At 63.1% G+C, this 23,662-nt stretch carries 24 protein-coding genes and 1 tRNA gene; 9 read left to right on the top strand and 16 right to left on the bottom strand.

Translation table 11 applies throughout. The annotated features are described in order from the left end of the window. Positions 1–2 precede the first annotated feature (2 nt). Complete coding sequence (locus AR689_RS17830) at positions 3–482, bottom strand: FHA domain-containing protein FhaB/FipA (protein ID WP_024818875.1); 480 nt, start codon at positions 480–482, stop codon at positions 3–5. 5 nt (positions 483–487) lie between these two features. Continuing rightward, on the bottom strand, positions 488–1,237 hold the full coding sequence (locus AR689_RS17835) for an FHA domain-containing protein (RefSeq protein ID WP_062072267.1): 750 nt from the start codon (positions 1,235–1,237) through the stop codon (positions 488–490). Between the two features lie 330 nt (positions 1,238–1,567). Between AR689_RS17835 and AR689_RS17840 the strand changes: the two genes are divergently transcribed. Further along, positions 1,568–1,650, top strand: a tRNA-Leu gene (locus AR689_RS17840). A gap of 124 nt (positions 1,651–1,774) precedes the next feature. Here the strand turns inward: AR689_RS17840 and AR689_RS17845 are convergent. The 10 genes from AR689_RS17845 to AR689_RS17890 form a co-directional block, all read right to left on the bottom strand. Beyond that, positions 1,775–2,974, bottom strand: a complete 1,200-nt coding sequence (locus AR689_RS17845) for an aminotransferase-like domain-containing protein (RefSeq protein ID WP_062072269.1) — start codon at positions 2,972–2,974, stop codon at positions 1,775–1,777. Continuing rightward, on the bottom strand, positions 2,971–4,674 hold the full coding sequence (locus AR689_RS17850) for a dipeptide ABC transporter ATP-binding protein (protein ID WP_062072270.1): 1,704 nt from the start codon (positions 4,672–4,674) through the stop codon (positions 2,971–2,973). The genes AR689_RS17845 and AR689_RS17850 overlap by 4 nt, the downstream gene beginning before the upstream one ends. Before the next feature lies 1 nt (position 4,675). Further along, positions 4,676–5,530 carry an ABC transporter permease gene (locus AR689_RS17855; RefSeq protein WP_082698046.1) on the bottom strand — a complete coding sequence of 285 codons (855 nt, stop codon included), beginning with the start codon at positions 5,528–5,530 and terminating at the stop codon, positions 4,676–4,678. After that, on the bottom strand, positions 5,527–6,480 hold the full coding sequence (locus AR689_RS17860) for an ABC transporter permease (protein ID WP_062072272.1): 954 nt from the start codon (positions 6,478–6,480) through the stop codon (positions 5,527–5,529). Before AR689_RS17860 ends, AR689_RS17855 begins: the two co-directional genes overlap by 4 nt. After that, positions 6,477–8,129 carry an ABC transporter substrate-binding protein gene (locus AR689_RS17865; RefSeq protein ID WP_062072274.1) on the bottom strand — a complete coding sequence of 551 codons (1,653 nt, stop codon included), beginning with the start codon at positions 8,127–8,129 and terminating at the stop codon, positions 6,477–6,479. Before AR689_RS17865 ends, AR689_RS17860 begins: the two co-directional genes overlap by 4 nt. A gap of 55 nt (positions 8,130–8,184) precedes the next feature. Beyond that, positions 8,185–9,513 carry an FAD-binding oxidoreductase gene (locus AR689_RS17870; RefSeq protein WP_156424635.1) on the bottom strand — a complete coding sequence of 443 codons (1,329 nt, stop codon included), beginning with the start codon at positions 9,511–9,513 and terminating at the stop codon, positions 8,185–8,187. Between the two features lie 421 nt (positions 9,514–9,934). Continuing rightward, positions 9,935–10,633: a FadR/GntR family transcriptional regulator gene (locus AR689_RS17875; protein ID WP_062072276.1), complete on the bottom strand. Its 699-nt coding sequence runs from the start codon at positions 10,631–10,633 to the stop codon at positions 9,935–9,937. Between the two features lie 10 nt (positions 10,634–10,643). Continuing rightward, on the bottom strand, positions 10,644–11,771 hold the full coding sequence (locus tag AR689_RS17880) for an L-talarate/galactarate dehydratase (protein ID WP_062072277.1): 1,128 nt from the start codon (positions 11,769–11,771) through the stop codon (positions 10,644–10,646). 136 nt (positions 11,772–11,907) lie between these two features. Then, positions 11,908–13,152, bottom strand: a complete 1,245-nt coding sequence (locus tag AR689_RS17885) for a type II toxin-antitoxin system HipA family toxin (protein ID WP_062072279.1) — start codon at positions 13,150–13,152, stop codon at positions 11,908–11,910. Further along, positions 13,136–13,480, bottom strand: coding sequence for a helix-turn-helix transcriptional regulator (locus tag AR689_RS17890; RefSeq protein WP_062072281.1), 345 nt, complete (start codon positions 13,478–13,480; stop codon positions 13,136–13,138). The genes AR689_RS17885 and AR689_RS17890 overlap by 17 nt, the downstream gene beginning before the upstream one ends. A 165-nt stretch (positions 13,481–13,645) precedes the next feature. Between AR689_RS17890 and AR689_RS17895 the strand changes: the two genes are divergently transcribed. Together AR689_RS17895 and AR689_RS17900 are read left to right on the top strand one after the other, a co-directional pair. Next, on the top strand, positions 13,646–14,218 hold the full coding sequence (locus AR689_RS17895) for an RNA polymerase sigma factor (RefSeq protein WP_062072283.1): 573 nt from the start codon (positions 13,646–13,648) through the stop codon (positions 14,216–14,218). Then, a complete protein-coding gene (locus tag AR689_RS17900) occupies positions 14,215–15,024 on the top strand; it encodes a hypothetical protein (RefSeq protein WP_062072285.1) in 810 nt (269 codons plus the stop codon). Before AR689_RS17895 ends, AR689_RS17900 begins: the two co-directional genes overlap by 4 nt. Positions 15,025–15,044: 20 nt before the next feature. Here the strand turns inward: AR689_RS17900 and AR689_RS17905 are convergent, their stop codons facing one another. Then, positions 15,045–15,752, bottom strand: coding sequence for a TetR/AcrR family transcriptional regulator (locus AR689_RS17905; protein WP_062072287.1), 708 nt, complete (start codon positions 15,750–15,752; stop codon positions 15,045–15,047). A gap of 79 nt (positions 15,753–15,831) precedes the next feature. Between AR689_RS17905 and AR689_RS17910 the strand changes: the two genes are divergently transcribed. The 3 genes from AR689_RS17910 (at position 15,832) to AR689_RS17920 (ending at position 19,710) form a co-directional block, all read left to right on the top strand. Beyond that, positions 15,832–17,232 carry a flavin monoamine oxidase family protein gene (locus tag AR689_RS17910; RefSeq protein ID WP_286158893.1) on the top strand — a complete coding sequence of 467 codons (1,401 nt, stop codon included), beginning with the start codon at positions 15,832–15,834 and terminating at the stop codon, positions 17,230–17,232. An 85-nt stretch (positions 17,233–17,317) separates the two neighbouring features. After that, positions 17,318–18,184, top strand: a complete 867-nt coding sequence (locus AR689_RS17915) for a universal stress protein (protein ID WP_062072290.1) — start codon at positions 17,318–17,320, stop codon at positions 18,182–18,184. 23 nt (positions 18,185–18,207) lie between these two features. Then, positions 18,208–19,710 carry an APC family permease gene (locus AR689_RS17920; RefSeq protein WP_062072292.1) on the top strand — a complete coding sequence of 501 codons (1,503 nt, stop codon included), beginning with the start codon at positions 18,208–18,210 and terminating at the stop codon, positions 19,708–19,710. A 2-nt stretch (positions 19,711–19,712) separates the two neighbouring features. On the opposite strand, the gene AR689_RS17925 is transcribed toward AR689_RS17920, so the two are convergent. Beyond that, on the bottom strand, positions 19,713–20,267 hold the full coding sequence (locus tag AR689_RS17925; protein WP_062072294.1) for a hypothetical protein: 555 nt from the start codon (positions 20,265–20,267) through the stop codon (positions 19,713–19,715). Positions 20,268–20,434: 167 nt separating this feature from the next. Between AR689_RS17925 and AR689_RS17930 the strand changes: the two genes are divergently transcribed. Further along, a complete protein-coding gene (locus AR689_RS17930) occupies positions 20,435–20,818 on the top strand; it encodes a VOC family protein (protein ID WP_062072296.1) in 384 nt (127 codons plus the stop codon). A 68-nt stretch (positions 20,819–20,886) separates the two neighbouring features. On the opposite strand, the gene AR689_RS17935 is transcribed toward AR689_RS17930, so the two are convergent. Further along, on the bottom strand, positions 20,887–21,336 hold the full coding sequence (locus tag AR689_RS17935) for a DUF5997 family protein (protein ID WP_062072297.1): 450 nt from the start codon (positions 21,334–21,336) through the stop codon (positions 20,887–20,889). Positions 21,337–21,369: 33 nt separating this feature from the next. On the opposite strand from AR689_RS17935, the gene AR689_RS17940 reads away from it, so the two are divergent. Continuing rightward, positions 21,370–22,095, top strand: coding sequence for a LysR family transcriptional regulator substrate-binding protein (locus tag AR689_RS17940; RefSeq protein WP_062072299.1), 726 nt, complete (start codon positions 21,370–21,372; stop codon positions 22,093–22,095). Here AR689_RS17940 and AR689_RS17945 read toward each other — a convergent pair whose 3' ends face one another. Further along, positions 22,096–22,794 carry a GntR family transcriptional regulator gene (locus tag AR689_RS17945; protein WP_062072301.1) on the bottom strand — a complete coding sequence of 233 codons (699 nt, stop codon included), beginning with the start codon at positions 22,792–22,794 and terminating at the stop codon, positions 22,096–22,098. Positions 22,795–22,903: 109 nt separating this feature from the next. On the opposite strand from AR689_RS17945, the gene AR689_RS17950 reads away from it, so the two are divergent. Continuing rightward, entirely contained in the window at positions 22,904–23,662 is a 759-nt protein-coding gene (locus AR689_RS17950) for a LamB/YcsF family protein (protein ID WP_082698048.1), read from the top strand.

Raw genomic sequence — 23,662 nt, forward strand, 5'->3', positions numbered from 1 at the left:
GACTACGGCCTCAATTCAATGACCGTCTTGCCGATTCTCACGGGGACGCCAAGCTCAACCGGCAAGGCGCGGGTGAGCTGTTGATCGGCCAGGTAGGTGCCGTTGGTGGAGCCCAGGTCCTCGATGAACCAGCGGCTGCCCTGCGGAAACAGGCGTGCGTGCCGGCCGGAAGCGTAGTCGTCCTCCAGGACAAGCGTGGCTTCCTGCGCCCGGCCGAGCAAGATGGGGCTGGCAGCGAGGGGAACCGTGGTGCCCTTGAGGGGGCCCTCAGTGACCACCAAAGTGCGGGCATGCTGGATTGCCGGCGGAGGCGAGGCCGCGAGTTCCGGATGCTTGCGGACTTCGCGGGCCGTGGGAACTCCAGTGACGGCCTTGCGGCCAATCTGGAAGTCGCGGCGCATGGTGGTCACGATGCTGAAAATCAGGACCCACAACAGAAGAAGGAAACCGAAGCGGAGCGCTGTGATTGTCAGTTCGCTGATGTCGTTCACGCGTGACCACCCGGGGTTTGGGGGAGGAGGCGGAAAATGATCTTGGTACGTCCCATCGTGATGGTTGAGCCGTCTGTGAGCTCCACGCTGCCGTTCACTTTATGTCCGTTGACGTAACTGCCGTTGGTGGAGCCAAGATCAACGGCCCACGTGCTGCCATTCTCGGTGCGGACCTCAAGGTGCTTCCGTGAAACCCCGGTGTCGTCCACAAGAATGTCCGCTTCCGAGGAGCGGCCCAGCACCACGGACCGGGCGTTGAGGGAATACCGTTGGCCACCGATGTCCAGGACAGGCTGGAGGCGGGTGGGTTGGCGTGCCGGCGCGGCCGGAACGTTGGATCGGGGAGGCTGTGGGGCAGGAGCGGCGTCATCGGATGATTTCTCTGTCCGGGAAGTGATCTCAAAATGTCCGGCACGTTCTTCGTCATTGCGACGGAACGAAATGCGGACGGCGCCTTGGAGCGTATAGCCCTGGCTCCGGACATGCTGGATAACAACGTCACAGAGTTCCTCTGCCAGCGGGGTGCCCCATTCCTGGGCCCGGGCAAAGTCCTCGTCACTGAGCAGGACATCAAAAACATTCGGAGCCAGCGTCCGTCCGGCAGCGATGGTGATGGACTTATTGTCCAACTCGCGCCTTAGCTTGCTTGCAATCTCCACTGGCTCAACACGTGCCCGCGACCCTGTGGAGAAGACGTTGCGGACGGCCTTTTCAATGCCGCGCTCGACTTTGTCCAGCAAACCCATGGTCCTTCTCCCTTCCTTGCCGCGGCACCCGTTGTGCCTGGTCCGATAGTCCGTCCATTGCTCCGTCCGCGCACACAGCGAAGTACGCGCCTGACGGCCCTTCCACTTCCCGATACTACTGGGACTGACTGGGAATGGCCTTAATCCACAACGCCTTGCGACCCGGAAAAGTTCGTTTCCGGCCCATCCTGGCGCGGGAGGCGACGGGTGAAAATTCTCCTGCATGAGCCCCGATTGGTGTTTTCCCAAGAGTGTCCGTTATGCTTGATCTCGCTGCTTTTGAAGGAAACGAAGCTGGGAGACCAGCGGAAGTCCGGAAAAAGAAGTTGCGCGCGAGTGGCGGAACGGCAGACGCGCTGGCTTCAGGTGCCAGTATCCGAAAGGGTGTGGGGGTTCAAATCCCCCCTCGCGCACGCAACTAAAAGAGCCCCGGTCTTAGGACCGGGGCTCTTTTTGTTTTTCCGCGCCCAAGTAGGTAGCAGTTGAGGTCGTTCCCAGCGCTGGGAACGACCTGAACTGCTACCTACTTGGGTGGGGCTACGGAACTAGCCGCTTCAGCGCACGTCCCAGTCGCGCAGCCGCTTCCTCCAGCTTTGACTCCGCAACGTCGCCGTACGCCAGGCGCAGGTGCCGGTCAGCGTCCGTTCCGGGCCCCGAGGGGAAGAACGAACCCCGCTGGTACTCCACCCCTTCTGCGCTGGCATCAGCGGCGAGTTGATCAGGGTCCACGGAGTCGTCTGCCAGTTTGGGCCAGAGGAACAGTCCGCCGTCCGGGAGAACAGTCTCAAAAGCTCCCGGAGCTTCCCGGTGCAGCGCGGCGACCAGCGTTTCGGCGCGGTTCCGGTACAGGGCGCGGGCCCGGTCCAGGGTTGCGTCGAAGATTGCGGGGTCGGATGTGACCAGTTCTCCGATGATGGCCTGGACCAGAGTGGAGCTGTGGGAATCCTGGCGACTCCGCAGAGCCACCAGATCACGTGCCAGGCGCTCCGGTGCCACTGTCCAACCAAGGCGCAACCCGGGCCCCAGTGTCTTGGTGAAGGTGTTGATGTGGAGGACGTGGTCAGAGTTATTGAACTCCTCCACACTTTCCTGCTCGCCGGCAAAGCGAAGCTCACGGTACGGGTTGTCCGCCAGGACCACGAATCCGTAGTGTTCCGCCAGCCGTACGAGTTCTTTCCGGGCCTCCCCGGACAGCGTGCCTTGGGATGGGTTATGGAAGTCCGGCACTGTATATAGGGCGGATGGTCGGGCGCCGCCCCTGAGCTGGTCCGAGAGATGATCGACGTCCAGGCCCTGCGGACCTACGAATACCGGCAGGGTCCTTGCATCAGAGAGCTGGAGCCCGCGGAGGAACAGTGGGAAAACCGGGTTGTCCACGGCCACCAGGTCGCCGCGTTCCACCACGGACTGGATGGCCAAGGAAAGTCCATGGAAACCGCCGTTGGTGATGAGGATCCGGTCAACAGAGACGCCTTCGCGTTCTGCGATCCACTCCCGCAGCGGCGAAATACCCTCTGTCCGTGAGTATTGGAGCGCAGGGACGCCGGGCTTGGCCAGCACACGTGCTGTGGCGGCGGCCAATTCCTCCGTGGGGAGGACGCTGGGATCCGGAATGCCACCAAGAAGCTCGATGGCATCTGCCCGACGATCACGCAGCGTCTGGTCCCCAAAGCCCTTGGGGGCGGTAAAGGCCTCGATGAGTGCGGGCCGACGGGTGGATATCAGGTTCACGGTCATGCTGTTGCCTTCGCTAGTTGTTTGCTGGTCTGTTCCTCGGTTGGCGCAGTCGCCAGCGGGATCGCCTCGAGGAGGGCCCGCGTGTAGGGGTGTTGTGGTCTGTGGAAGATCTCCTCCACAGGCCCGTCCTCCACCACTTGCCCGCGACGCAGGACGGAGACGGTGTCGGCCACCTGCCTCACCAGTGCGAGGTCGTGCGAAACGAACAGATATGTCAGGCCCAAATCGCGTTGAAGCTTGGACAGTAGCTCAAGGATTCCCGCTTGAACGCTGACGTCCAGCGCGGAAGTGGGTTCATCCAAAACCACGACGTCGGGCCTCACCACCAGCGCCCGGGCGATCGCCACCCGCTGCCGCTGGCCGCCGGACAGGTGTGCGGGCCGCCTTGAAGCCACCTCGGACGGTAGGCCCACGGCTTCCAGAGCCTCGCGAACCCGCTGGGCACGCTCTGCCTTGGTGCCTACACCAAACTGATCCAGTGGTTCGCGGACAATCCTGCCCACCCGCCACGTTGGGTCAAGGGACGTGAAGGGGTTCTGGTAGACCAGTTGGAGGTGGCGGCGGATCTCGCGGACGTCGGCCCTGGAACGGCCCGACGTCGATTGGCCGGCGACCGTAATGTCCCCACCGTCCGGCTGTTCAAGACCCAGCAGCAGCCGGACCGCGGTGGTTTTGCCGGACCCGGACTCGCCGACGAGCGCGTGCGTCCGCCCGCGTTCCACGGAGAAGGACACCCCGTCGCAGGCGAGGACGTCCTTTCCGCCGGCCGAGAAGCGCTTGGTGACACCACGGACATCGATCTGGAGCCCGGCGTCCGGTGCGCTGGACGCCGGGGTGCGGGAGCCGCCGTCGTGCGCTGGTGCTAAGGTGATGCGCTGGTTCCTGTACCGGTCCGGGTGGAGCGCCGGGACGTCGGCCTGAAGGCTCCGCGCGTATTCGGTGGCGGGCGAAGCGAACACTTCCAGGGACGGTCCGCTTTCCTGCACCGAGCCGTCCTTCAGCACCACCAGGGAATCGGCGCGCTCGGCGGCAATCGCGAGGTCGTGCGTGATGAGGAGCAGGCTGATGTCCAGCTCGCGGCGGAGCTCGGTCAGCATGTCCAGGATGAGCTTCTGGACCGTCACGTCCAAGGCGGAAGTTGGTTCGTCAGCCACGATCAGCGCCGGACGAGGCAACACCGTGAGCGCGATCAGTACGCGCTGGAGCATGCCGCCGGAGAGCTGGTGCGGGTAGGAATCGTAAACCCGGGCAGGGTCCGGGAGGCCCACTTGCTCCAGCACGTCCAGGATTTTGGCGCGGCGGACCGTTGGATCTGTTTCGCCGAGCAAGGCGGCGGCCTCGTGAGCCTGTGCGCCGATGGTTCGCACGGGGTTCAAGGCCGATGCAGGGTCTTGGGGGATGAAGCCCAGTTCCCGGCCTCGGAGGGGACGGAAATGCTTCTCGGGCAACGCCAGGACATCCTGTCCGTTGAGCGCGACACGCCCCGTGGCCGTCGCTTCTCCGTGGGGAAGCAACCGGAGGATGGCCTTGGCGATGGTGGACTTGCCCGATCCCGACTCTCCGATGAGCGCCAAGCTCTCGCCTTTGGCTACCGAAAAGGAGACGTCATGGACCACCGCGGTGGGACCGTAGGCGATGGACAAACCGTGCACTGTTAATAGGTCTGCGGACACGTTGCGGTCCTTGGTGTTCAGGGTCATGTCATTTCGCCTTTCGCAGCCAGCGGCTGATGCGGTTGACGGACAGTACGGTGACCACGATGACCAGCGCCGGCGCGTACACGAGCCATGGAGCGGTTACGTAGGTTTTGCCCGAGGCCACCAGGAGACCCCAGTCGGAGGCCGGGGGCGGATCTCCGTAGCCCAGGAAGGCCAGCGAGGCGATGATCAGGATGGACGTGCCGAACTGGAGCACAGCCAGTACCAGAACGGACCTGTAGGCGTTGGGAAGGATGTGGCCGAGCAGCGCGTGCAGCCGGTTCCCGCCTTCCAGATAGGACGCCTCCACGTACGTGGCGCTGCGGACGCGCATCACCTCCGCGCGCATCAACCGGGCAAAGACCGCGACGGCGGACACTCCGGTGGCGATTGCGGCGTTGATGGTTTGGAAGCCCAGCGAACTAACGATGACCACGGCCAGCAGGAATCCGGGGATGGCGAGAAGAACGTCAACGAATCGGCCCAGGACGGAGTCCAGCCAGCCGCCGCGGAATCCGCTGGCGAGCCCAATGATGCTGCCCACTATCAATCCGATGAGCACCGCAACCAAAGCGCTGGTGACGGAGGACGCCGTGCCGTAGACGACGCGGGCGTACTGGTCGCGCCCGAGGTAGTCCGTGCCGAACCAGTGTGCGGCACTCGGTGCCGCCAACTTGCTCGCGGTATCGCCCGTGACCGGGCTGAACGATGTGAAGAAACCCGGGAAAAGTGACCACAGGATGACCAGCAGGACCACCGCAAAGGACAGGATCACGGTGACTGGAGGCAGTCCCGCGGTGAGCTTCTTGGATGCTGTTCCAACATTGCGCAATTGGGTGTAGCCAAGCGTGGCAGTCATGCGCCCACCTTCTCCCGGAGTTTGACGCGCGGATCGAGCAACGGCGACGCGAGGTCGGCCACGAGATTGACGGCCACGAAGACCACGGCCGAGAGGGAGACCACGGCTTGAAGCACTGGTTGGTCTTCTCCCGTCACCGCTTTCTGGACGACGGTGCCGATGCCGTCACGGCCGAAGATCGTCTCGGTAATGACGGAGCCGCCCAGAAGCTCACCCACGATGAGCGCCACCATGGCCACGGAGGGCAGAGCCGACGGTTTCACCAGGTGCTTGGCGAAGAGCTTGGCCTCTGTAATACCCCGGGACCTGGCCACCAGGGCGTACTCCTGCCGGGATTCGTGGTCCAAGCTCGCAATCAAGACCTCGGCCAGCGGTGCGGAGACCGGAATGGCCAAAGTGACGGCTGCGAACAGCGTTGCCACCGGGCTGTTGGGATCTGTGGTGGTGAAGGAATGCAGCCGGAAGGCAAAGAACTCGATCAGCACCAGGCCGATCACGAAGTTGGGAACCGACAGGAAGAACGAAGGAATGGAACGGACGATAGCTGCCCACTTGCCCGGCAAATACTGGGCGCCGTACGCGATAGCCACTGCGAAAACAATGGCGATGAGGAGCGCGCTGGTGGCAAGAGTGAGCGTGGAGGGCAACGCGTCTCCCACGATCTGGGAGACCGGAAGGTTGGACTGAAGCGAGAATCCCAGCTCTCCCGTGAGGAACCGTCCCAGGGAGAGCAGCAGCTGCACGATCACGGGCTGGTCCAAGCCGTAGAACGCCACGATCCGCTGGATGTCTTCCTCGCTCAGTCCGTGCTGCGGGTCCCGGAGCGTGTTGGTGATGGCGTCACCGGGGAGGACGCTGATCACCAGGAACGTGAGGACATAGGCCAGAAGAACGACGACGACCGCCTGACCCGCGCGGGTCAACGCAAAGCGCTTGTAATCGCTGGTCACTGCGAGATCCAAGCAGTGTAGAAGTTAGCGTAGGCAAGGCCGTTGTACTGGACATCCTTGATCTTCGGGCTGATCAGGTAGAGGCGCTGGACGAGCTGGTTAAGAGGGATAAAGTAGCCCTGCTCCAGGACGTACTGCTGGAGCTCGTCGGCGACCTTCTCGCGGGATGCCCGGTCCGAAGCCGTGGCGATCGCAGTGGAGAGGTCATTGAGCTTCTGATCGCTGGTTCCAAGTCCGAACCAGTCCTCGCCCTTGTTCTGGCTGGTCAAGACTCCGGCCACCGTACCGACGTCGACGAAGCTGCGTGAAGTCTGGAAAAGAGGCGGCTTGCTGGCCTGCACAGCCGCGTAGCCGGCAACGTCCACAACCTTGAGGTTGACCTTGATACCCACTTTCTTGAGCTGCTGGGCGATGAGCTCGTCCTCGGCCTTGGTGGACGGTACATAGGGGTTCGGCGTCAGGGTGAATTCGAGGGTCTTGCCGTCCTTGGTGCGGTAGCCATCCGATCCGGAAGCCCAGCCGGCGTCGTCCAGGAGCTTGTTGGCTTTGTCGGCGTCGAACGTGAAGGAGTCGCTGAACTCGCCTGCTTCCGGGACGTTGCCCTGGATGAACGTGGTGGCTGCATTCCAATCGCTGGTGTAGACGGTCTTGAGGATCTCTTCGCGGTCAATGCCGTGCTGGATAGCCCTGCGGACGGCGGGATCGTTGGTGGGGAAGGCCTGCGTGTTTACCTGGAATCCGTCCACAAACCCCAGGTAGCGCGGCGTACCCACCGTGAAGCCCTGTGCTTTGAGCGACTCGATTTCCTGCGGCTCAACGTTGAAAGCAACATCGGCCTGGCCGGAAACCACCGTGGAGGTCCGGACTGATGTGTCCTTAATGACCTTGTACGTGATGGTGTCCAGGCGTGCCGGACCGGTGTGGCCGAGCGCTGCCGGACCCCAGTTGTAGTCCTTCCGCTTCTCCAGGACGTAGCTGTCACCCTGCTTCCAGGACTTGACCACAAACGGGCCGCTGCCGATCTCCTGGCTGAGGTCCGCCTGGGCTTCAACCGGCAGAGCCAAGGTCTTCGGGGAGAGCAGGATGCAGCCGTGGTACGCCAGCGTGGCGATGAAGCCCAGTGCGGGAGAGGAGAAGGACACCTTCACCGTTTCCGCATCCGAGGCCTCTGCCGACACGAAGTTACTGGACGGGAAGAGGCCCACCTTGCTGACACCACGCGAGGAATCGCCCTTGGCCCAGGCAGTCAGGTTGGCGACCACGGCCGCTGCATCCAGTGGTGTCCCGTCTGAGAAGGTCACGCCCTTTTTCAGGTAGATCACGAAGTCCTTGGCGCCGTTGAGTTCTTCCCAGCTCTCAGCAACCCACGGGCTCAACTCGCCCTTTTCATTGACGTACACCAGCTTGTCCGTGATCTGGCCCCAGAGGTTGCCCTCATAGCTGGAGATGGACGTCTTGCTGGAGACCCAGCCGGTGTCGTAGCCCTGGATGAGGAAGGTGATGTTGCCGCCGTCCACGGGAGTTGTGGAACCTGCACCGGTGCTGCCCGTGGTGCCGCCGCACGCGGTGACAAGGGCCGAGGTGGATAGTGCGCCGAGGCCTGCAAGGAAGGCCCGCCTGCGGAATTCGGGGGTGTTAAAGGTATTCATTGGGTGTGCTCCTGATGCGTTGGGGGATTGCGTTGGGGGTGCTGCGGGCAGGCGCTTAGATGGCTTTGCCGGGATTGAGTGTCAGTTGGGGGTCGATTGCCGCCTTGATGGCATGCTGCACCTCGCGGCTGCGCTCCGAGAGTTCCAGAGCCGCCCATTCGCGCTTGATGGTGCCCACACCGTGCTCGCCGGTCACAGTTCCGCCGAGCGAAAGTGCCACCTTCACCAGTTCAGTGGCAGCTTCCAGGAGGGAGGCAGGCGGGTTCGCGCCGTCGTCGGGCGTTTTGTCTTTGGTGATGAGCGGGTGAAGGTTCCCGTCGCCGGCGTGCGATACCGCCGAGATGTCCACGCCGAAGCGAGCTTCCAAGGCCGGGAAAGCGGCGTAAACCTTGGGCAGCTGGGACTTGGGAACGGCGATGTCCTCGCCGATGTACCACTTGTCCTGCGGGAGGCCGCGGCCGCTGCGGCGCAGTTCCCACAGCCGCACGCCGTCGTCGTCGGACTCCACGGTGACGCGGCCGCCAACCGCACTGAGCGCGGTGGCGAGGTCCGCCGCTTGGTCGCCGATGCCGTAACCATCGATCTCGATGAGAATCAGCGCGGCACCCCGTTCTCGCAGGCTGGTCCCCGAGTGGGCGTCGATGTTGGTCAGGCTGGGGGTGTCGAAGAATTCGATCGCGGCCGGGCGCACGGGCGACAAGGTGATGGCTGCCAGCCCGTCCGTGCCCTCAGCGGTGCTGTTGAAGAACGCGCTGACCGTCTTGCGGGCCACGGGGATGGGGCGGAGACGGAGCGTTGCCTTGGTGACGATGCCCAGGATGCCTTCTGAACCCACAAACAACGAGGTCAGATCCAGTCCCGTGACGCCCTTGATGGCGCGGTGACCAACACTGATGAGGCTGCCGTCCGGGAGAACGACGTCCAGAGACAGGATGGACTCCCGGGTCACCCCATACTTGGCGCAGCGGAGCCCGCCCGCATTGGTCGCGATATTTCCACCAATTGATGAAATGTCGTAGCTTGCAGGGTCGGGCGCATAGAAAAGTCCAAATGGTTCAAGGTGCTTATTCAAATCGGCATTGATGACACCTGGCTCTACAACCGCCACCTCATCCAGGGGCGACACCTCGATGATGGCAGTCAGCTTCTCAGTGGAGATGACCACTTGGTCTTGGCGTGCTGTGGCGCCGCCAGACAAACCCGTTCCGGCCCCGCGTGGGACCACGGTAAGGCCGAGTTCCGCGGCGATTCTTACCGCCGTCTGAACTTCCGCGGCTGAGGTGGGAAGCACGACGGCGGGGCCCGGGTTTCCGCTTGCGGCTGCGGTTTTGGCCGTGGCTGCAGCGGGTGGTCCCGGTGCCGGGTTCAAGAACCTCGATGCCATCAACCTGACGCCGGAGTTCCTGGACGTATGTCTGGATTGAGGTGTGGTCTTCGGTGAGTTGCTGTGTTGTCATGCCGGCGTCTCTCTGTCCGGGTGCATGACAAGGCATTCCTGCGTGAAGCACCCAAAGGCTTTTGATGGATTTCCCGGTCATAAAATGACGGGTTCTTCAAAAGTTAGCGGGACTCGGAATTTACTCGCCAGTTTCTTGAAATGTCGATCAATAGTTCTCAATGGGGCGTCGCGGGGATTCCCATTTCGTTAAATGGGGTCGCTGAAAGACGAATTATGTCCCAGTAAAAAGCGCCGCGACGTCACATGTCGCTACCCGCTCGGCCGGCCAACTCAGTAGCAGTTCAGGTCGTTCCCAGCGCTGAGAACGACCTGAACTGCTACCTACTTGGGTGGGGCGCGCGCGAGGTCAGCTACGTGCGGAACCGGTGAACCGGCGTCGTGAGTTGCTCAGGTGCAGGCGCATCGCTGCCGCGGCAGCCGCTTGGTCGCCGTCGGCGATTGCGTCGTATATAGAGGAATGCTCGTGGACCACTTGTTCGAAACGTTCGCGGGAGTCCTGCTCATCATCGGCGACGAGGCGCGGGCGGGGCATGGTGATCATGGTTTGGCCCAGGGCGGAAATGCAGTCCGTATAAAAGGGGTTGCCAGTTGCGGCGGCTATGGCCCGGTGGAATTCGAAATCGGCCTTCATGGAGTGTGCCGGGTGCCCTGAGCTTGCTTTGAATTGCTCTAGGGCACCCTGCGCGGCTTTGAGCTGGCGTTCTGTATGGTTCCGCGCAGCCAGCGCTGCAGCTTCGGTCTCGACGCCGATGCGGAAGTCGAGCATCTGCAGACGGTCTTCCATGCTGGAAACAGCCCGCGATCCGGGCGCGGGTGACGGGCCCTCCGCGGGCGGAGTCAGCGCGAAGCTGCCCCGCCCGCGTTCGGTTTCCACCAGTCCCTCGGCCTGCAAGTGCGTCAGGGCAGACCGGACCACGGTCCGACTCACGCCGAACTCGCTGATGAGGGTGTTTTCGCTGGGGAGCTTCTCACCTGGCTGGATGACGCCGTCGACGATGCGGTTGCGAAGGTCGGCGGCGAGATCCGCGGTCAGGTTTCGGCTCATGGGTTCAAGATTACGCGCCGAACTCTACCGATTCGGTGGTCCACGCGCGGGCCTGCTCACTGAGGGTGACGCCCAGTCCGGGGCGGTCCGGAACGATCATGCGGCCGTTCTTGGTCTCCAGGCGCTCCTCGAACAGCGGGTCCAGCCAGTCGAAGTGCTCCACCCACGGCTCGCGCGGGTACGCGGCGGCCAGGTGGAGGTGGATTTCCATGGCGAAGTGGGGTGCCAGGCCGAGCCCGCGTTCATCCGCCAACGCTGCGAGCCTCAGGAATTGGGTGATGCCGCCAACGCGGGGGGCATCGGGCTGGATGATGTCGCAGCTATTGGCGTTGATGAGGCCCTTGTGTTCTGCGACGGACGCGAGCATTTCACCGGTGGCGATGGGGGTGTCCAGAACCTGGGCCAGGTGCGCGTGGCCTTCGAAGTCGTAGGCATCCAGCGGTTCTTCGATCCAGATGAGGTTGAATTCCTCCAGCTGGCGGCCCATCCGAAGCGCGGTGGCCCGGTCCCACTGCTGGTTGGCATCCACCATGAGCGGGACGTCCCAGCCGATGTGCTCGCGGACTCCGGCCACACGGCGCAAGTCCTCCTTGGAGTCGGGCAGGCCAACCTTGATCTTGATGCCGCCGATACCCTCATCAATGGAGCGCGTGGCGCGCTCTTTGACCTCATCCAGGCTGGCGTTGAGGAAGCCGCCGGAGGTGTTGTAGGTCTGGACCGAGTCCCGGTAGGAGCCCAGCAACTTGGCCAAGGGGAGTGCGGCGCGCTTGGCTTTGAGGTCGTAGAGCGCGATGTCGATGGCTGCCAGGGCCTGCGTGGCCACGCCCGAACGGCCCACAGAGGCGCCAGCCCAGAGGAGTTTGGTGTAGATCTTGCCGATGTCGTTGGGATCCTCGCCGATGATGCCCTCTGCGACTTCCTTGGCGTGGGCGTACTGTGCGGGGCCGCCGGCGCGCTTGGAGTAGCTGAAGCCGATGCCGCTGTGGCCTTGCTCTGTGGTGATCTCGGCGAACAGGAACACCACTTCGGTCATGGGCTTCTGCCTGCCGGTGAAGACTTTGGCATCACTGATGGGTACGGTGAGGGGCAAACGTGCCGTGGACAGCTTGACGTGGCGAATCAGATCTACGGTGCTCATGGTTCTCCTAGTGGGTGCGGCATCCTTGCCTACCACTTAGGATACAAGTTTTGAACTTGTACTACAAGAGTTGGCGGTCATTATGGCGACTGCCGAGGCCTCGCATACCCACCTGTTTCCGGGGGCCGTTCGAACGTCACCGATCGCGGAAACCGTAGAGGGTGCCGGGATTGAGAAATTGCCGGCCCCACAGGAGGCGCTTGTCGGCGTTAGTAAGCATTCCAAAATCCGCGGCCTCCGCCCAGTGCTCACGTATAGCGTCTTCGATCCGGGCAACGATGTTGTTGGCTTCGCTTTTGGTCAGGTCATAGAGACTACGTGCGGCGATGAGGTCGGATAAGTTGTTCCGCTTTGTCCCGTTCCTGTCATATGCGATGGCCTGCGAAGCCGTCTCCCCGCTACGCTGCATGGGCGAAAGGTCATAGGCGGGGCTGAGCATCGCTATAGATCCGTCCCAGAGTGCGGCGTGGTTCCGAAGGTGGTCGTCGGAGTTGGAGATTGACATGCTGAACGCGATGCGTGCGAAGAGTTCGGAGGCCGTACCCTCGGGTGCGCCGTTGTTGCGAAGGGTGTCCAGAAACTCGACATAGCTGCCGCTGCGCGCCTGCAGCTCGTCTAGGCCGGTCAGGGTCAGAGCGCTCATCGCAAGAATACGCCCGCCGTCGTTCGTTCGGTCGAATCGCTCAACCAGTAAGACACTCCGACCGAGGACGCTCTCGACTCGAGTTCGAGCGACGTTGAGCCCCGCCTTCTCGGCGAGAAACATGCTCGCTGCCTCTGCCCCGACCACAGGGAAGTGGTCATTGGACGCGGTGAACTTCGCGATGTATTCGCGACCAGAGTCGCGGATGACGGACTTCGGGCGCGCCCCGCCCATCGCCGTACCGCTCAGGAGAGCTCGCTCGAGTTCGAACGGCAGATCGCCTCCCGCTTCAACGATGTCTGCGGCGTTCAGGAGAGTTTCCAGCGGGGCGGGTGCCGTAGCACGCGGGACGTAGTCGGTGACCGACATCTGGAAATCGATAGCGCCGAAGCGGTTGGAGCCGGAGTTTATGAGATAGGTGCGTTCATCAAGGTCACCCGTGTCGGCGTCGTTACCTCGATCACCGGTGACTTGGTACTGAACGACCCGCCGCCCCCATGCATCTGGCGAAGCGTCGCGCAAAGCGCCAGGTAGCCCCATTGACCCAGTGGGCCCGAACGTTTGCTCGGATAGCGGGAGGGTTGGAGCCAGGGAGATGGCGTTGGGGCGCTCCAGGTACCGCCGACCGTAGTCGAAGGAGAACTGGCCGGGCGCACCCTCCCGAAGGCGGCCGGCGGGCACCGGTGCGGTCGCTTCGGGTAGCCACACCCATACATAGATGTCAGAAGTCGAGGCCATCGTCATTGTCCTTTCGCTTCTTGTCGACACGTTTGGGAAGCAGTGCTAGTCGTTCCTCGCCTCGTCGGCGGAGGGCGATAAGTTCACTGGGGTCCTCGACTCCGAATAGGGGGACGCCAACGATCGACGCAACGTTGAACACGTTACCGATACTGCTCGCGGCGCTTCCGCGCTCGATGGCCGCCAAGGTTTTTCGCGTAATGCCGGCTGTGCCGGCGAGGTGATCGGCGGTCATCCCTCGCGCGGCGCGCGCCATCCGAATTTGCTGCCCGAGCACGACAAGCGCATCCTCGGCGGCACCGGTTAGACCTAGCTCTCGACGTCCCATGGGTAATAGTTTACTCCTAATAACTATTTATGTATAAACTATTACCCATGTGCCAGTGACGGGCGTTCCGGTTCCAACGAAGTGGGACACCCCGTGTCCTTCGAGTGGCGAGGATATTTGGAGCCTCTGCAACACACTTGGGTATGTGGCGGACAGGTACAGGGTATGAGCTACCTTTCGAGAGCACCTGACCGGGAAGAGGCCTTTCGGGCATTGTTCGAATCCGCCTATCCCGACCTTCTTAGGTTCGTTCAACGTCGCACTGACTTGCCGAATGCCGAGGACGTCGTCGCGGAGGCGTTCCTCGTAGCTTGGCGACGGTTTTCGGAAGTGCCGGAACTCGAAACTGACGCCCGAGCCTGGGTTTTTGGCATTACACGAAACCTCATGCTGAATGCCCGCCGCGGTGAACACAGACGTCAGGCGGTCGGCGTTCGCCTGGCCGAGACGATGGTGACATATGGCGGCGACGGTTCTCACGCCGATCTGGTCAGCAGCCGCATCGACCTAGGCCGGGCTTGGGCGCTCCTCTCAGAAGTCCACCAGGAAACTCTGGGACTCGCGATCTTTGAGAATCTTCCCGCGCCTCAGGCAGCACAGGTTGTGGGTATTTCCCCCGTCGCGTTTCGGCTGCGCCTCACAAGAGCGAGGCGGGCTCTCCGAATACTGCTCCACCACGTCCCCGCGAATGAGTCTGCCGCGCCAGCGACATCTTCCGAGAAGGCCTCGACACCATGAAAAACAGCCAGAATATCGACACACTTTTGCGGTCCATGGACGCTGCCGATCAGGGTGCGGATCCCGACCGGCACCGTGTACAGGCAGACCTGGAAAAGATCCTCAGATCCCACCCAATTGCTGAGGTGCTCGTGGAAAAGAAGACGCCGACGTCGCGTCCGGGCCGAAGGCGTCGAACGCTCGCTTTGGGTGCCCTCGCCTTGGCTGCAACCCTGGGTCTCCTCGTTGGGCCGGTCCTCTCAGGAGGCGACCCGGCCTTCGCCACGTGGACCGCCGAGCCGGGCGCGCTGACAGGTTCGGAGCGCGACAACGCTGTGTCCGGCTGCGTCCGGTCCAGCAAAGGTGTTGGTGATGGCATGTTCGCCAGTGATGTGGCTGCAGCGGAAGTAGCCATTGCTGAGAAGCGCGGTGCGTGGACCACCGTCGTCCTTGCCGGAGCGGATGGATTTGAAGCCACGTGCACCACGGATTCAACAGCGCCTTGGTTCAAAAGAGGATCCTTCGGTTCAGTCGGCAAGCCCGGCAATGGGCGGAAGCCCGGAGCCCGGGAGATGAGGACCACCCAGCTGGGTACCGGCGTCATCGCAGACAATCCGCTCTCCATGGCATCGGGTCAGGTTGGCCCCGAAGTCGTCGCGATGACCTACACCAGTGTGGCCGGCGAAAAGATCACGGCCACGGTCTCGAAAGGACAGTTCGCCTTTTGGCTTCCGGGAGGGGAACTGACAAACTCCTCAGACGAGGCCGTGCCTGTTGAAGTGACCTACACCGACGACACGACAGAAATTCGCTATCTCAGCCTCTGATGGAGCTACAAGCAGCGAAACTATCCCCGCAGCGCTCCGAATCCCGTAATCAGCGCCTCAAGTCCCAGCCTGAACGCAACGTCCGTCGGCCGCTTATGCCGTTCCAGAGCCAGCCGCTCCACAGCAGCCGTGAAGTTGGGGACCTGCTCGGCGAGGCTGCCGGCGTCGAAGATGTCCTCAGGCGCGGTGACGTCGTAAGCGGCGCCGAACACAAACGCTTCCAGGGCCACGATCGCAGAAATGATGCGGTCCTCCGGGAATCCGGCATCGCGAAAGCCAGCGGTCACGGATTCGTACATGGCGAGTGTCTTGGGGGCGTTGGCCACCGGCAGCACGGCAATGATGGGTATCAGGGGGGTGTGCTCGGAGAAGACATCCCGGTAGGACCACGCCCAGCGTCGGACAGCTTCGTCCCATGGCTCGGTGCCGAATGCGGAAACGTCCACCATCGCGGCCAGGTGGTCCATGAGCAGAATGAGCACGTCATCTTTCGAGGCGACGTGGTTGTACAGGGCGGAAGGCGCCACGCCCAAGGAGCGGGCCAGGGCGGCCATGGTGAGTCCCTCATAACCCTTGCTGCTGATCAACTCAAGCGCCGCCGTCGTGATGCCGTCCTGGTCCAGGATCGCCGCAGTCGGCCGGCCGGCGCGGCGGCGTGCGGGGACCGCGGAAGGAGCGGGCGTTGGTGCGGGCATCGGAGGCCTTTCTGCTGCCTGTGTCCCCAGCATTATTCCATCGGGCCTTCACAGCCGCCGACTCCGACGCTACTATGGTTATAAATGAACGCCATTCATTTACTGGTCAGCCATCGAGGACGGCCACGGAGAGGACATCATGCAGAATCTTGATCGCGACGTTGTGATCGTCGGTGCCGGGCCGTCAGGGCTGACGGCGGCACGCGAACTGAAGAAGGCCGGACTCAGCGTTGCCGTGCTCGAAGCACGCGACCGCGTGGGTGGCCGCACCTGGACCGACACCATCGACGGCGCCATGCTGGAGATCGGCGGCCAGTGGGTTTCCCCGGACCAGACGGTCCTCATGGAGCTGCTGGACGAGCTCGGGCTGAAAATGTACTCGCGCTACCGCGACGGCGAGTCCGTCTACATCGGTGCCGACGGCACCCGCACCCAGTACACCGGTGACACGTTCCCGGTGAACGAAACCACCAAGGCCGAGATGGACAAGCTCGTAGCCATCCTGGACGGCCTTGCTGCCGAAATTGGCCCCACCGAGCCTTGGGCCCACCCCAAAGCACGCGAGCTGGACACCATCTCCTTCCACCACTGGCTCCGCCAGAACTCCAGCGACGAGGAAGCCTGCAACAACATCGGCCTCTTCATCGCCGGTGGCATGCTGACCAAGCCCGCCCACGCGTTCTCCGCACTGCAGGCAGTCCTCATGGCCGCCTCGGCAGGTTCCTTCAGCCACCTCACGGATGAGGACTTCATCCTGGACAAGCGGGTCATCGGCGGTATGCAGCAGGTTTCGCTGCTGCAGGCAGCAGAGCTGGGTGACGACGTCGTACTTAACAGCCCGGTCCGCACCATCAAGTGGGACGAGGGCAACGTGACTGTCGTGTCCGAGCAGGCAACGGTCAACGCCCGCTTCGTGATCATGGCCGTGCCGCCCAACCTGTACTCCCGCGTCTCGTTCGAGCCCCCGCTCCCGCGCCGCCAGCACCAGATGCACCAGCACCAGTCGCTGGGCCTGGTCATCAAGGTGCACGCCGTGTACGACACCCCGTTCTGGCGCGAAGAAGGACTCTCCGGCACGGGCTTCAGCGCCGGTGCACTGGTCCAGGAGGTCTACGACAACACCAACCACGGCGACACCCGCGGCACCTTGGTGGGCTTCGTGTCCGACGAAAAGGCTGACGCCGTGTTCGAACTCAGCGCCGAAGACCGCAAGAAGGCCATCCTCGAGTCCATCGCCAGCTTCCTGGGCGATAAGGCACTCACGCCCGAGGTCTACTACGAGTCCGACTGGGGCTCCGAAGAATGGACCCGCGGCGCGTACGCCTCCAGCTACGACCTCGGCGGCCTGCACCGCTACGGCAAGGACCAGCACGCCAACGTGGGCCCGATCTACTGGTCCTCGTCCGACCTCGCAGCCGAAGGCTACCAGCACGTGGATGGCGCGGTCCGCATGGGCCAGGCAACCGCCGCCCGCATTGTTGAAGCCAACAAGCTGGCCACGGTAGCCGTCTAACCGCTGTCACAACCAAACCGGCAGGCCCGGGGAGCGCCATTCCCCGGCCTGCCGGCTCCACTGTTTAAGCACTGAAAGGACCACCATGCGCTACGTAGTGGGGTACACCGCCAACGCGAGGGGGCACGACGCCGTTCACCTCGCCGTCGCGCTGGCCCGGAACCACGATGTCAGCCTGGACCTGGTCCTGGTGATCCCGGAGGATTCCCCCTTCAACGCCGTCTATCCGCCGGAGGCCGGCTACAACGACATCCTTAACCAGCAAGCCCAGCGTTGGTTGGATGAAGGCCTCGACCTGGTTCCGGAGGACGTCCCCGCCCGCGCGCACATCCGCCGCGGCGACTCAGAGGCTCAAACCCTGATCGATGCCGCCGTGGAATTCGACGCCGCGGCACTGGTCATCGGGGCCACCAACAGCGGTCTGTTCAAGCGGTTCACCATCGGGTCCGTGGCGAGTTCACTGCTCCACTCCTCGCCCGTTCCGGTCGCTTTGGCGCCGCACGGCTACCACCGGATGGAGCCGATCACGCGATTGAGCTGCGGATTCGGGACGCGCCCGGGCGCTGATGAACTCCTCGACGTCGCTGTTGAGTCCGCGCGGGATCGAGGCCTTCCGCTGCGGCTCGTCTCCCTGTTGGCGCTCGACGGCGGTGACTCGCCTCAGCTGCTCGACGCGGCCTGGATGCATGCCGCTGACCGGATTGCCGCCGTCGACGGTTCCCCGGCAGGTTCGCAGCTGCCCGAGCCGGAGATCGTGGTCGCCCAAGGCCGCACCATCGAGGAAGCCGTTGACCGACTCGACTGGGAAGACGGCGAAATCCTGCTGATCGGCTCCAGCCGCCTGGCCCAGCACCGGGCCACTTTCCTGGGCAGCACCGCTAACCGGATCCTGCGCGCCCTCCCCGTTCCCATGATCGTGGTCCCCCGCGATTACACGCGCCACAGCGCCTAGCAACCGCCTGAAAGGCAAAACCCATGTCAACTGCACCAAAGACGGTCCAGTCGAAAGAGACGTCCCTGAGTGAAAAGGGACTGAAAGCCGGATCGGTGGGCCTGATCGGCGCCGTCGTGATCGGCGTTTCCTGCATCGCTCCCGCCTACACGCTCACCGCGGCCCTGGGCCCCACCGTGTCCGAGGTGGGCGTGCACCTCCCCGCCATCTTCCTGGTGGGCTTCATTCCCATGCTGCTGGTTGCGCTCGGCTACCGCGAACTGAACAACGCAATGCCCGACGCCGGAACCTCCTTCACGTGGGCCACTCGCGCCTTCGGTCCGTGGATCGGTTGGATGGGTGGCTGGGGGCTGATCGCGGCCACCATCATTGTGCTATCCAACCTTGCCGCGGTGGCCGTGGACTTCTTCTACCTTATGCTGGCGCAGATTTTCAGTAACCCGGCCCTGGGGGAGCTCAGCAAGATCCTGCCCTTGAACATCGCCACCACGCTGGTGTTCATCGCGTTGGCGTGCTGGATTTCCTACCGCGGCATGGAGACCACCAAGGGCGTGCAGTACGTGCTGGTGGCCTTCCAGTTGCTGGTGTTGGGCTGGTTCGCGGTCTCCGCATTCGCGCATGTTGCCAATGGCACGGCCTTCGACGCCACCGCCATTTCGCCCGACTGGTTCAACCCTTTCGCCGTGGATTCCTTCTCCTCGTTTGCTGCCGGCGTATCGCTCTCAATCTTCATTTACTGGGGCTGGGACGTCACGCTGACCATGAACGAGGAAACCAAGAACCCGGAGAAGACCCCGGGCCGTGCCGCCACCATCACCGTGCTGGTCATCGTGATCATCTACATGACCGTTGCCCTGGCTACCTTGTCCTTCGCGGGCGTTGGTGAGACCGGTTTGGGTGCCGGTAACCCCGAGAACCAGTCCAGTATCTTCGCAGTCCTTGCCGGCCCGGTGATGGGTCCGTTCGCGATCCTCATGTCACTGGCCATCCTGAGCAGCTCCGCGGCGTCCCTGCAGTCCACGTTCGTTTCACCGGCCCGCACCATGCTGGCCATGGGCCACTACCGCGCCATCTCGCCCAAGTTCGGCAAGATCAGCCCCACCTACAAGTCGCCCAGCTTCGCGACCATCGCCGCTGCGATCGCGGCTGCTGGCTTTTACGTGATTACCCGGACGGTGTCCGAGAACGCGCTGTGGGACACCATCACCGCGTTGGGCATGATGATCTGCTTCTATTACGGAATCACTGCCCTGGCTTGCGTCTGGTTCTTCCGGGCATCGGCGTTCAGCAGTGTCCGGGCGTTCTTCTTCAAGTTCCTCGCCCCGTTGCTGGGTGGCGTGATCCTGTTGGTGATGTTCGTCAAGACGGCCATGGACTCCATGGATCCTGAATACGGCTCGGGCTCATCCGTGGGCGGTGTGGGCCTGGTGTTCGTGCTGGGCATGGGCGTGATCTTGCTCGGTGTGGTGGTGATGCTGTTGATGTACCGCCTGCGTCCCGAGTTCTTCAGGGGCAAGGTTCTGTAGATTCATCTCGGCGCGGGGGCGGGGACTCCCGCCGCCTGCTCGGCCGCGGCGAGGGCTTCGGCAAGACGCTCGACGGCGGCACGGTAGTCGGTCCCGGCTGTCACCTTGCAATACTCGGCCTCCCGCATGGCCCGCGTTAGCGCCGCCGTCTCAGCAGTCCTGACGTCCGTCATGGCCGGAAAATCGATGGTCCGCGCAGGATCGAGCTCGTACTGGCGCCACTGCTCCAGAATGCTGGTGTGGCGTGCGGCGTCATCCGGGAAACCAGCACGACGGCGGGGCTCAGCTGCGTGGATCCGTTCCACTTTGCGGATGGTCACCAAGGTGCCTGCTGCCGTGGCCATGCCAACGAAAACCATGATGAGCCCGGCCGGAGACCATTGCACGGCAGGGACGAGGATGGCGGGTGCAATGACCACGAGACCCCCAAAAACGTCCCAGAAGAGGCCGTCAGGCTCCGGGCCGCGGCCGTGGGTGAGTTTCTTGTGCAGGACATAGGTAGTTGCTGCGGTTGCGAGAACCAGAGCTACACCCCACAGGAGCATCATGGCGGGCATCGGACCACCTCCAGGCGAATTCGCTGCTTTGAACCCAGTATGCGCCAGTGACTGCGTGGGCGACACCTTCCGCGGGACAATTCACCACCGCACGCGCCGGTGAATTGTCCGGATGAGGGTGAATGCTGCCCGGGACTCTGTCCGACCCTGGGCGTAGCCTAGGCACCATGAGACTGAAAATGTGCAGCATCCACGTCAAGGACCCCGCAGCAGCCCATGTTTTCTACACTGAGACGCTGGGCTTCGAGACCTTGATGGCCATGCCCGAGTACAACTTGTTCATCATCAAGGATCCCGGCGCGGAGAACAGCACGTCGCCAGGGCTTCTGCTGGAGCCCAGCGACAACCCCATCGCGTCCAACTACATGAATGCCCTGCATGAGTCCGGCCTGGCTGCCATTACCTTCGGGGTGCCCGATGTCCAGGCCGAGTATGAGCGTCTGCTCGCCGCCGGTGTGAAGTTCCAGGGCGAACCCTCCGAGGATCCCTCAGGGGTCAGCGCAGTGTTCGACGACGGCTGCGGCAACTTCATCCAACTGCACCAGGACTGAGCTCCGAACAACTGAGCCTTAAACAGTTGTGGCCGGGATCCGTTGATTCCGGCCACAGCACGTAAAACCTACGCGTGATCGCGCTTGGAGGTCTTCGGAGCGTCGCGCTTTGCGGCTGCGTTGTCCCGGGCTTCCTTGGTGGCGGCCTTCTTTGCGGCTTCATCCTTGACGCGCTGCGCTTCGGAGCGGACAGCCGCGTGCGTGGCGCGCTCGGTGACCAGCCACTGCGGCGGAGCCTGCAGCAGCTCGGTGATTTCCGCCGTCGTGAGTGCATCCTCAACGCCGCCGCGGGCGAGGCCGCTGATGGAGATGTTGAGCTTGTGCGCGACTACCGGGCGCGGGTGCGGGCCGTTGCGGCGCAGTTCGGCGAGCCACTCCGGCGGGTTGGCCTGAAGTTCGGCGAATTCCTCGCGGGAGATGGACGAATCCTGGAACTCCTGGGGTGTCGCGGGCAGGTAGATGCCGAGTTTCTTGGCAACTGTTGCCGGCTTCATGGACTGGGAGTTCGAGGACGTCATGCTTCAAGGGTATCTGGCCGGTACTGTGAGTGTGTGCCAGACGCTGAAGAATCCGCCGAAACAACCGAACCCCTAGCCGGTCTCCGCTTCGCCTATGTTGCGGGTGTGACGCCTGGAAAATGGATCCGGCGTTGGGAAGAGCGGATGCCCAACTTCCCGTTGCACTCGTTCATGTCCGACGACGCCGCTCAAGTTTCGGTGTTGCGTGACGGTTTGGCGGACCTCAGCTTTGTTCGGTTGCCCGTGGACCGCGAAGGCCTGAACGTCATCCCCCTGTATGAAGAGCAGCCCGTTGTGGTTGCTCCCAAGGGGCACGAGATTTCGGTGTTCGAGGAGGTCGCGCTGGACGACCTCGCCGAGGAGAACTTCCTCGACATCGACGACATGGGTGGGCCGGACATGGCCCTCCAAGTGGTGGCATCCGGTGCCGGGCTGGCGATCCTGCCCATGTCCGTGGCGCGACACCTGAATGCCAAAGACACGGTTATGCGGCGACTGACCGGGGCTCCCACCACGCAGATCGGCTTGGCGTGGCTTGTTGGAACCGATAGCCCCGTGATCGAGGAGTTCATTGGGATCGTGCGTGGGCGGACAGCTCAGAGTTCACGCCAGCCCTCAGCCCAGCAGGAAAAGCCCAAGAAGGTGCCCAAGCCGGATCGTCGCGGCGGCGGCCCCAAGAAGCCCGCGGTCGCGCAGCGCTACGCCCCCAATCCGGACAAGGGCCGCGGCAAGGGTTCACGCAAAAAGGGCAAGCGCTGACTATCCGCCGTGGATTGCGCTTTGTTGCTGCTCTGAACGGTTGAGGTAGGCCAGGAGCAGATCCCCGGCCTCTTCCAGTTGCCCGGATTCGAGTGCTGAGCAGATCTGTTCGTTTTCCGTGAGCCAGTCGCTGTAGAAATGCGCGTTCATGGTGGCTTTGTGGAAGTAGAGCCGCATCTCGGCCAGGATCTGCGCCATGATCGTGTTCAGCCGGTTGCTCTCGGCCAGGGCCACGATTGCGCCGTGGAAGTGCTGGTTTGCGCTGCCCAGGCCCTCGTTGTCGTTGGCCTCTGCCGCACGTTTGCCTTCCTCGACGGCGGCCCTGACGGCAGCTATGCGATCCGGCGAACCACCGGCGCGGATTGAGCTGACCTCTATTGCCCGGCGAACCGTGTAGACGTCGTGGATGTCGCCGGCTTCAAGGGTGGCCACAAAGACACCCTTATTCGGCTGGCGGAGGAGCAGCCGCTCACCGGCCAGCTCGGCGAAGGCTTCGCGGACGGTATTACGGGAAACGCCCAGATCCTCGGCGATGGTGGCTTCGGTGAGTTTGGCACCCGGGACCAGGAAGCCTTCGGCCAGTTGGTAGCGCAGTTCCTCGGCCACCCTCTCGGCAACGGACGGAACTTTCATGCGGACCCGAGCCCGTGCACCATCAAGGCCAACGTGTTCGCTTTTTCCTTGATCTGCACCGGCCATGACACCAAAATTACACGATTGCCGAAAACCAGGATCGCTGGATTGTTGAACAATCCAGCAGATTGGTGCATTCTGGATGTAACGCACATCACGAGGCAGGGATCACATCATGGCAATCATCGATCTGAACAGCGACGTCGGAGAGTCCTTCGGGCGCTGGACGCTCGGTGATGACGCGGCCATCTTCGAGTCCGTATCCAGTGCCAACGTTGCGTGTGGATTCCACGCTGGCGACCCCAGCGTCATCCGCAGCACCTGCGAAAAGGCGGTTGAGGCCGGCGTCGTTATTGGCGCCCATGTTGGCTACCGCGACCTCGCGGGATTTGGCCGGCGGTTCATGGACATCGATCCTGGTGAACTGGCCGATGACGTCGTGTACCAGATCGGCGCTCTCCAGGCCCTGGCGGCCACCACGGGAGCCCGCGTCCAGTACGTCAAACCGCACGGCGGCCTCTACAACGCGATCGTGAAGCACACCGCCCAGGCGCGCGCCGTCGTCGATGCTGTGAAGTCGGTTGACCCCAACCTTCCGATCCTTGGCCTCCCTGGCTCGGAGGTCCTGCGCCTCGCTGAGGAAGCCGGCCTTCGGGGCGTTTCCGAGGCGTTCGCGGACCGTGCCTACAACCCGGACGGCACGCTGGTTTCCCGCTCACAACCCGGCGCCGTTCTCCATGACCCCTCGGAAGTGGCCCAGCACGTCCTGCGCATGGCTACCGAACAGTCCGTCAGGACCATTGACGGTTCCATCCTGAAAATCCGCGCAGAGAGCATCTGCGTGCATGGTGACTCACCCGGAGCCGTGGCAATGGCTACCGCAGTGAAGTCCGCTCTGGGCGATGCCGGCGTCACTGTCGGCTCGTTCCTCTAG

The sequence above is a fragment of the Arthrobacter sp. EpRS71 genome, assembly GCF_001512285.1.
In the GTDB taxonomy this organism is placed as follows: domain Bacteria; phylum Actinomycetota; class Actinomycetes; order Actinomycetales; family Micrococcaceae; genus Arthrobacter.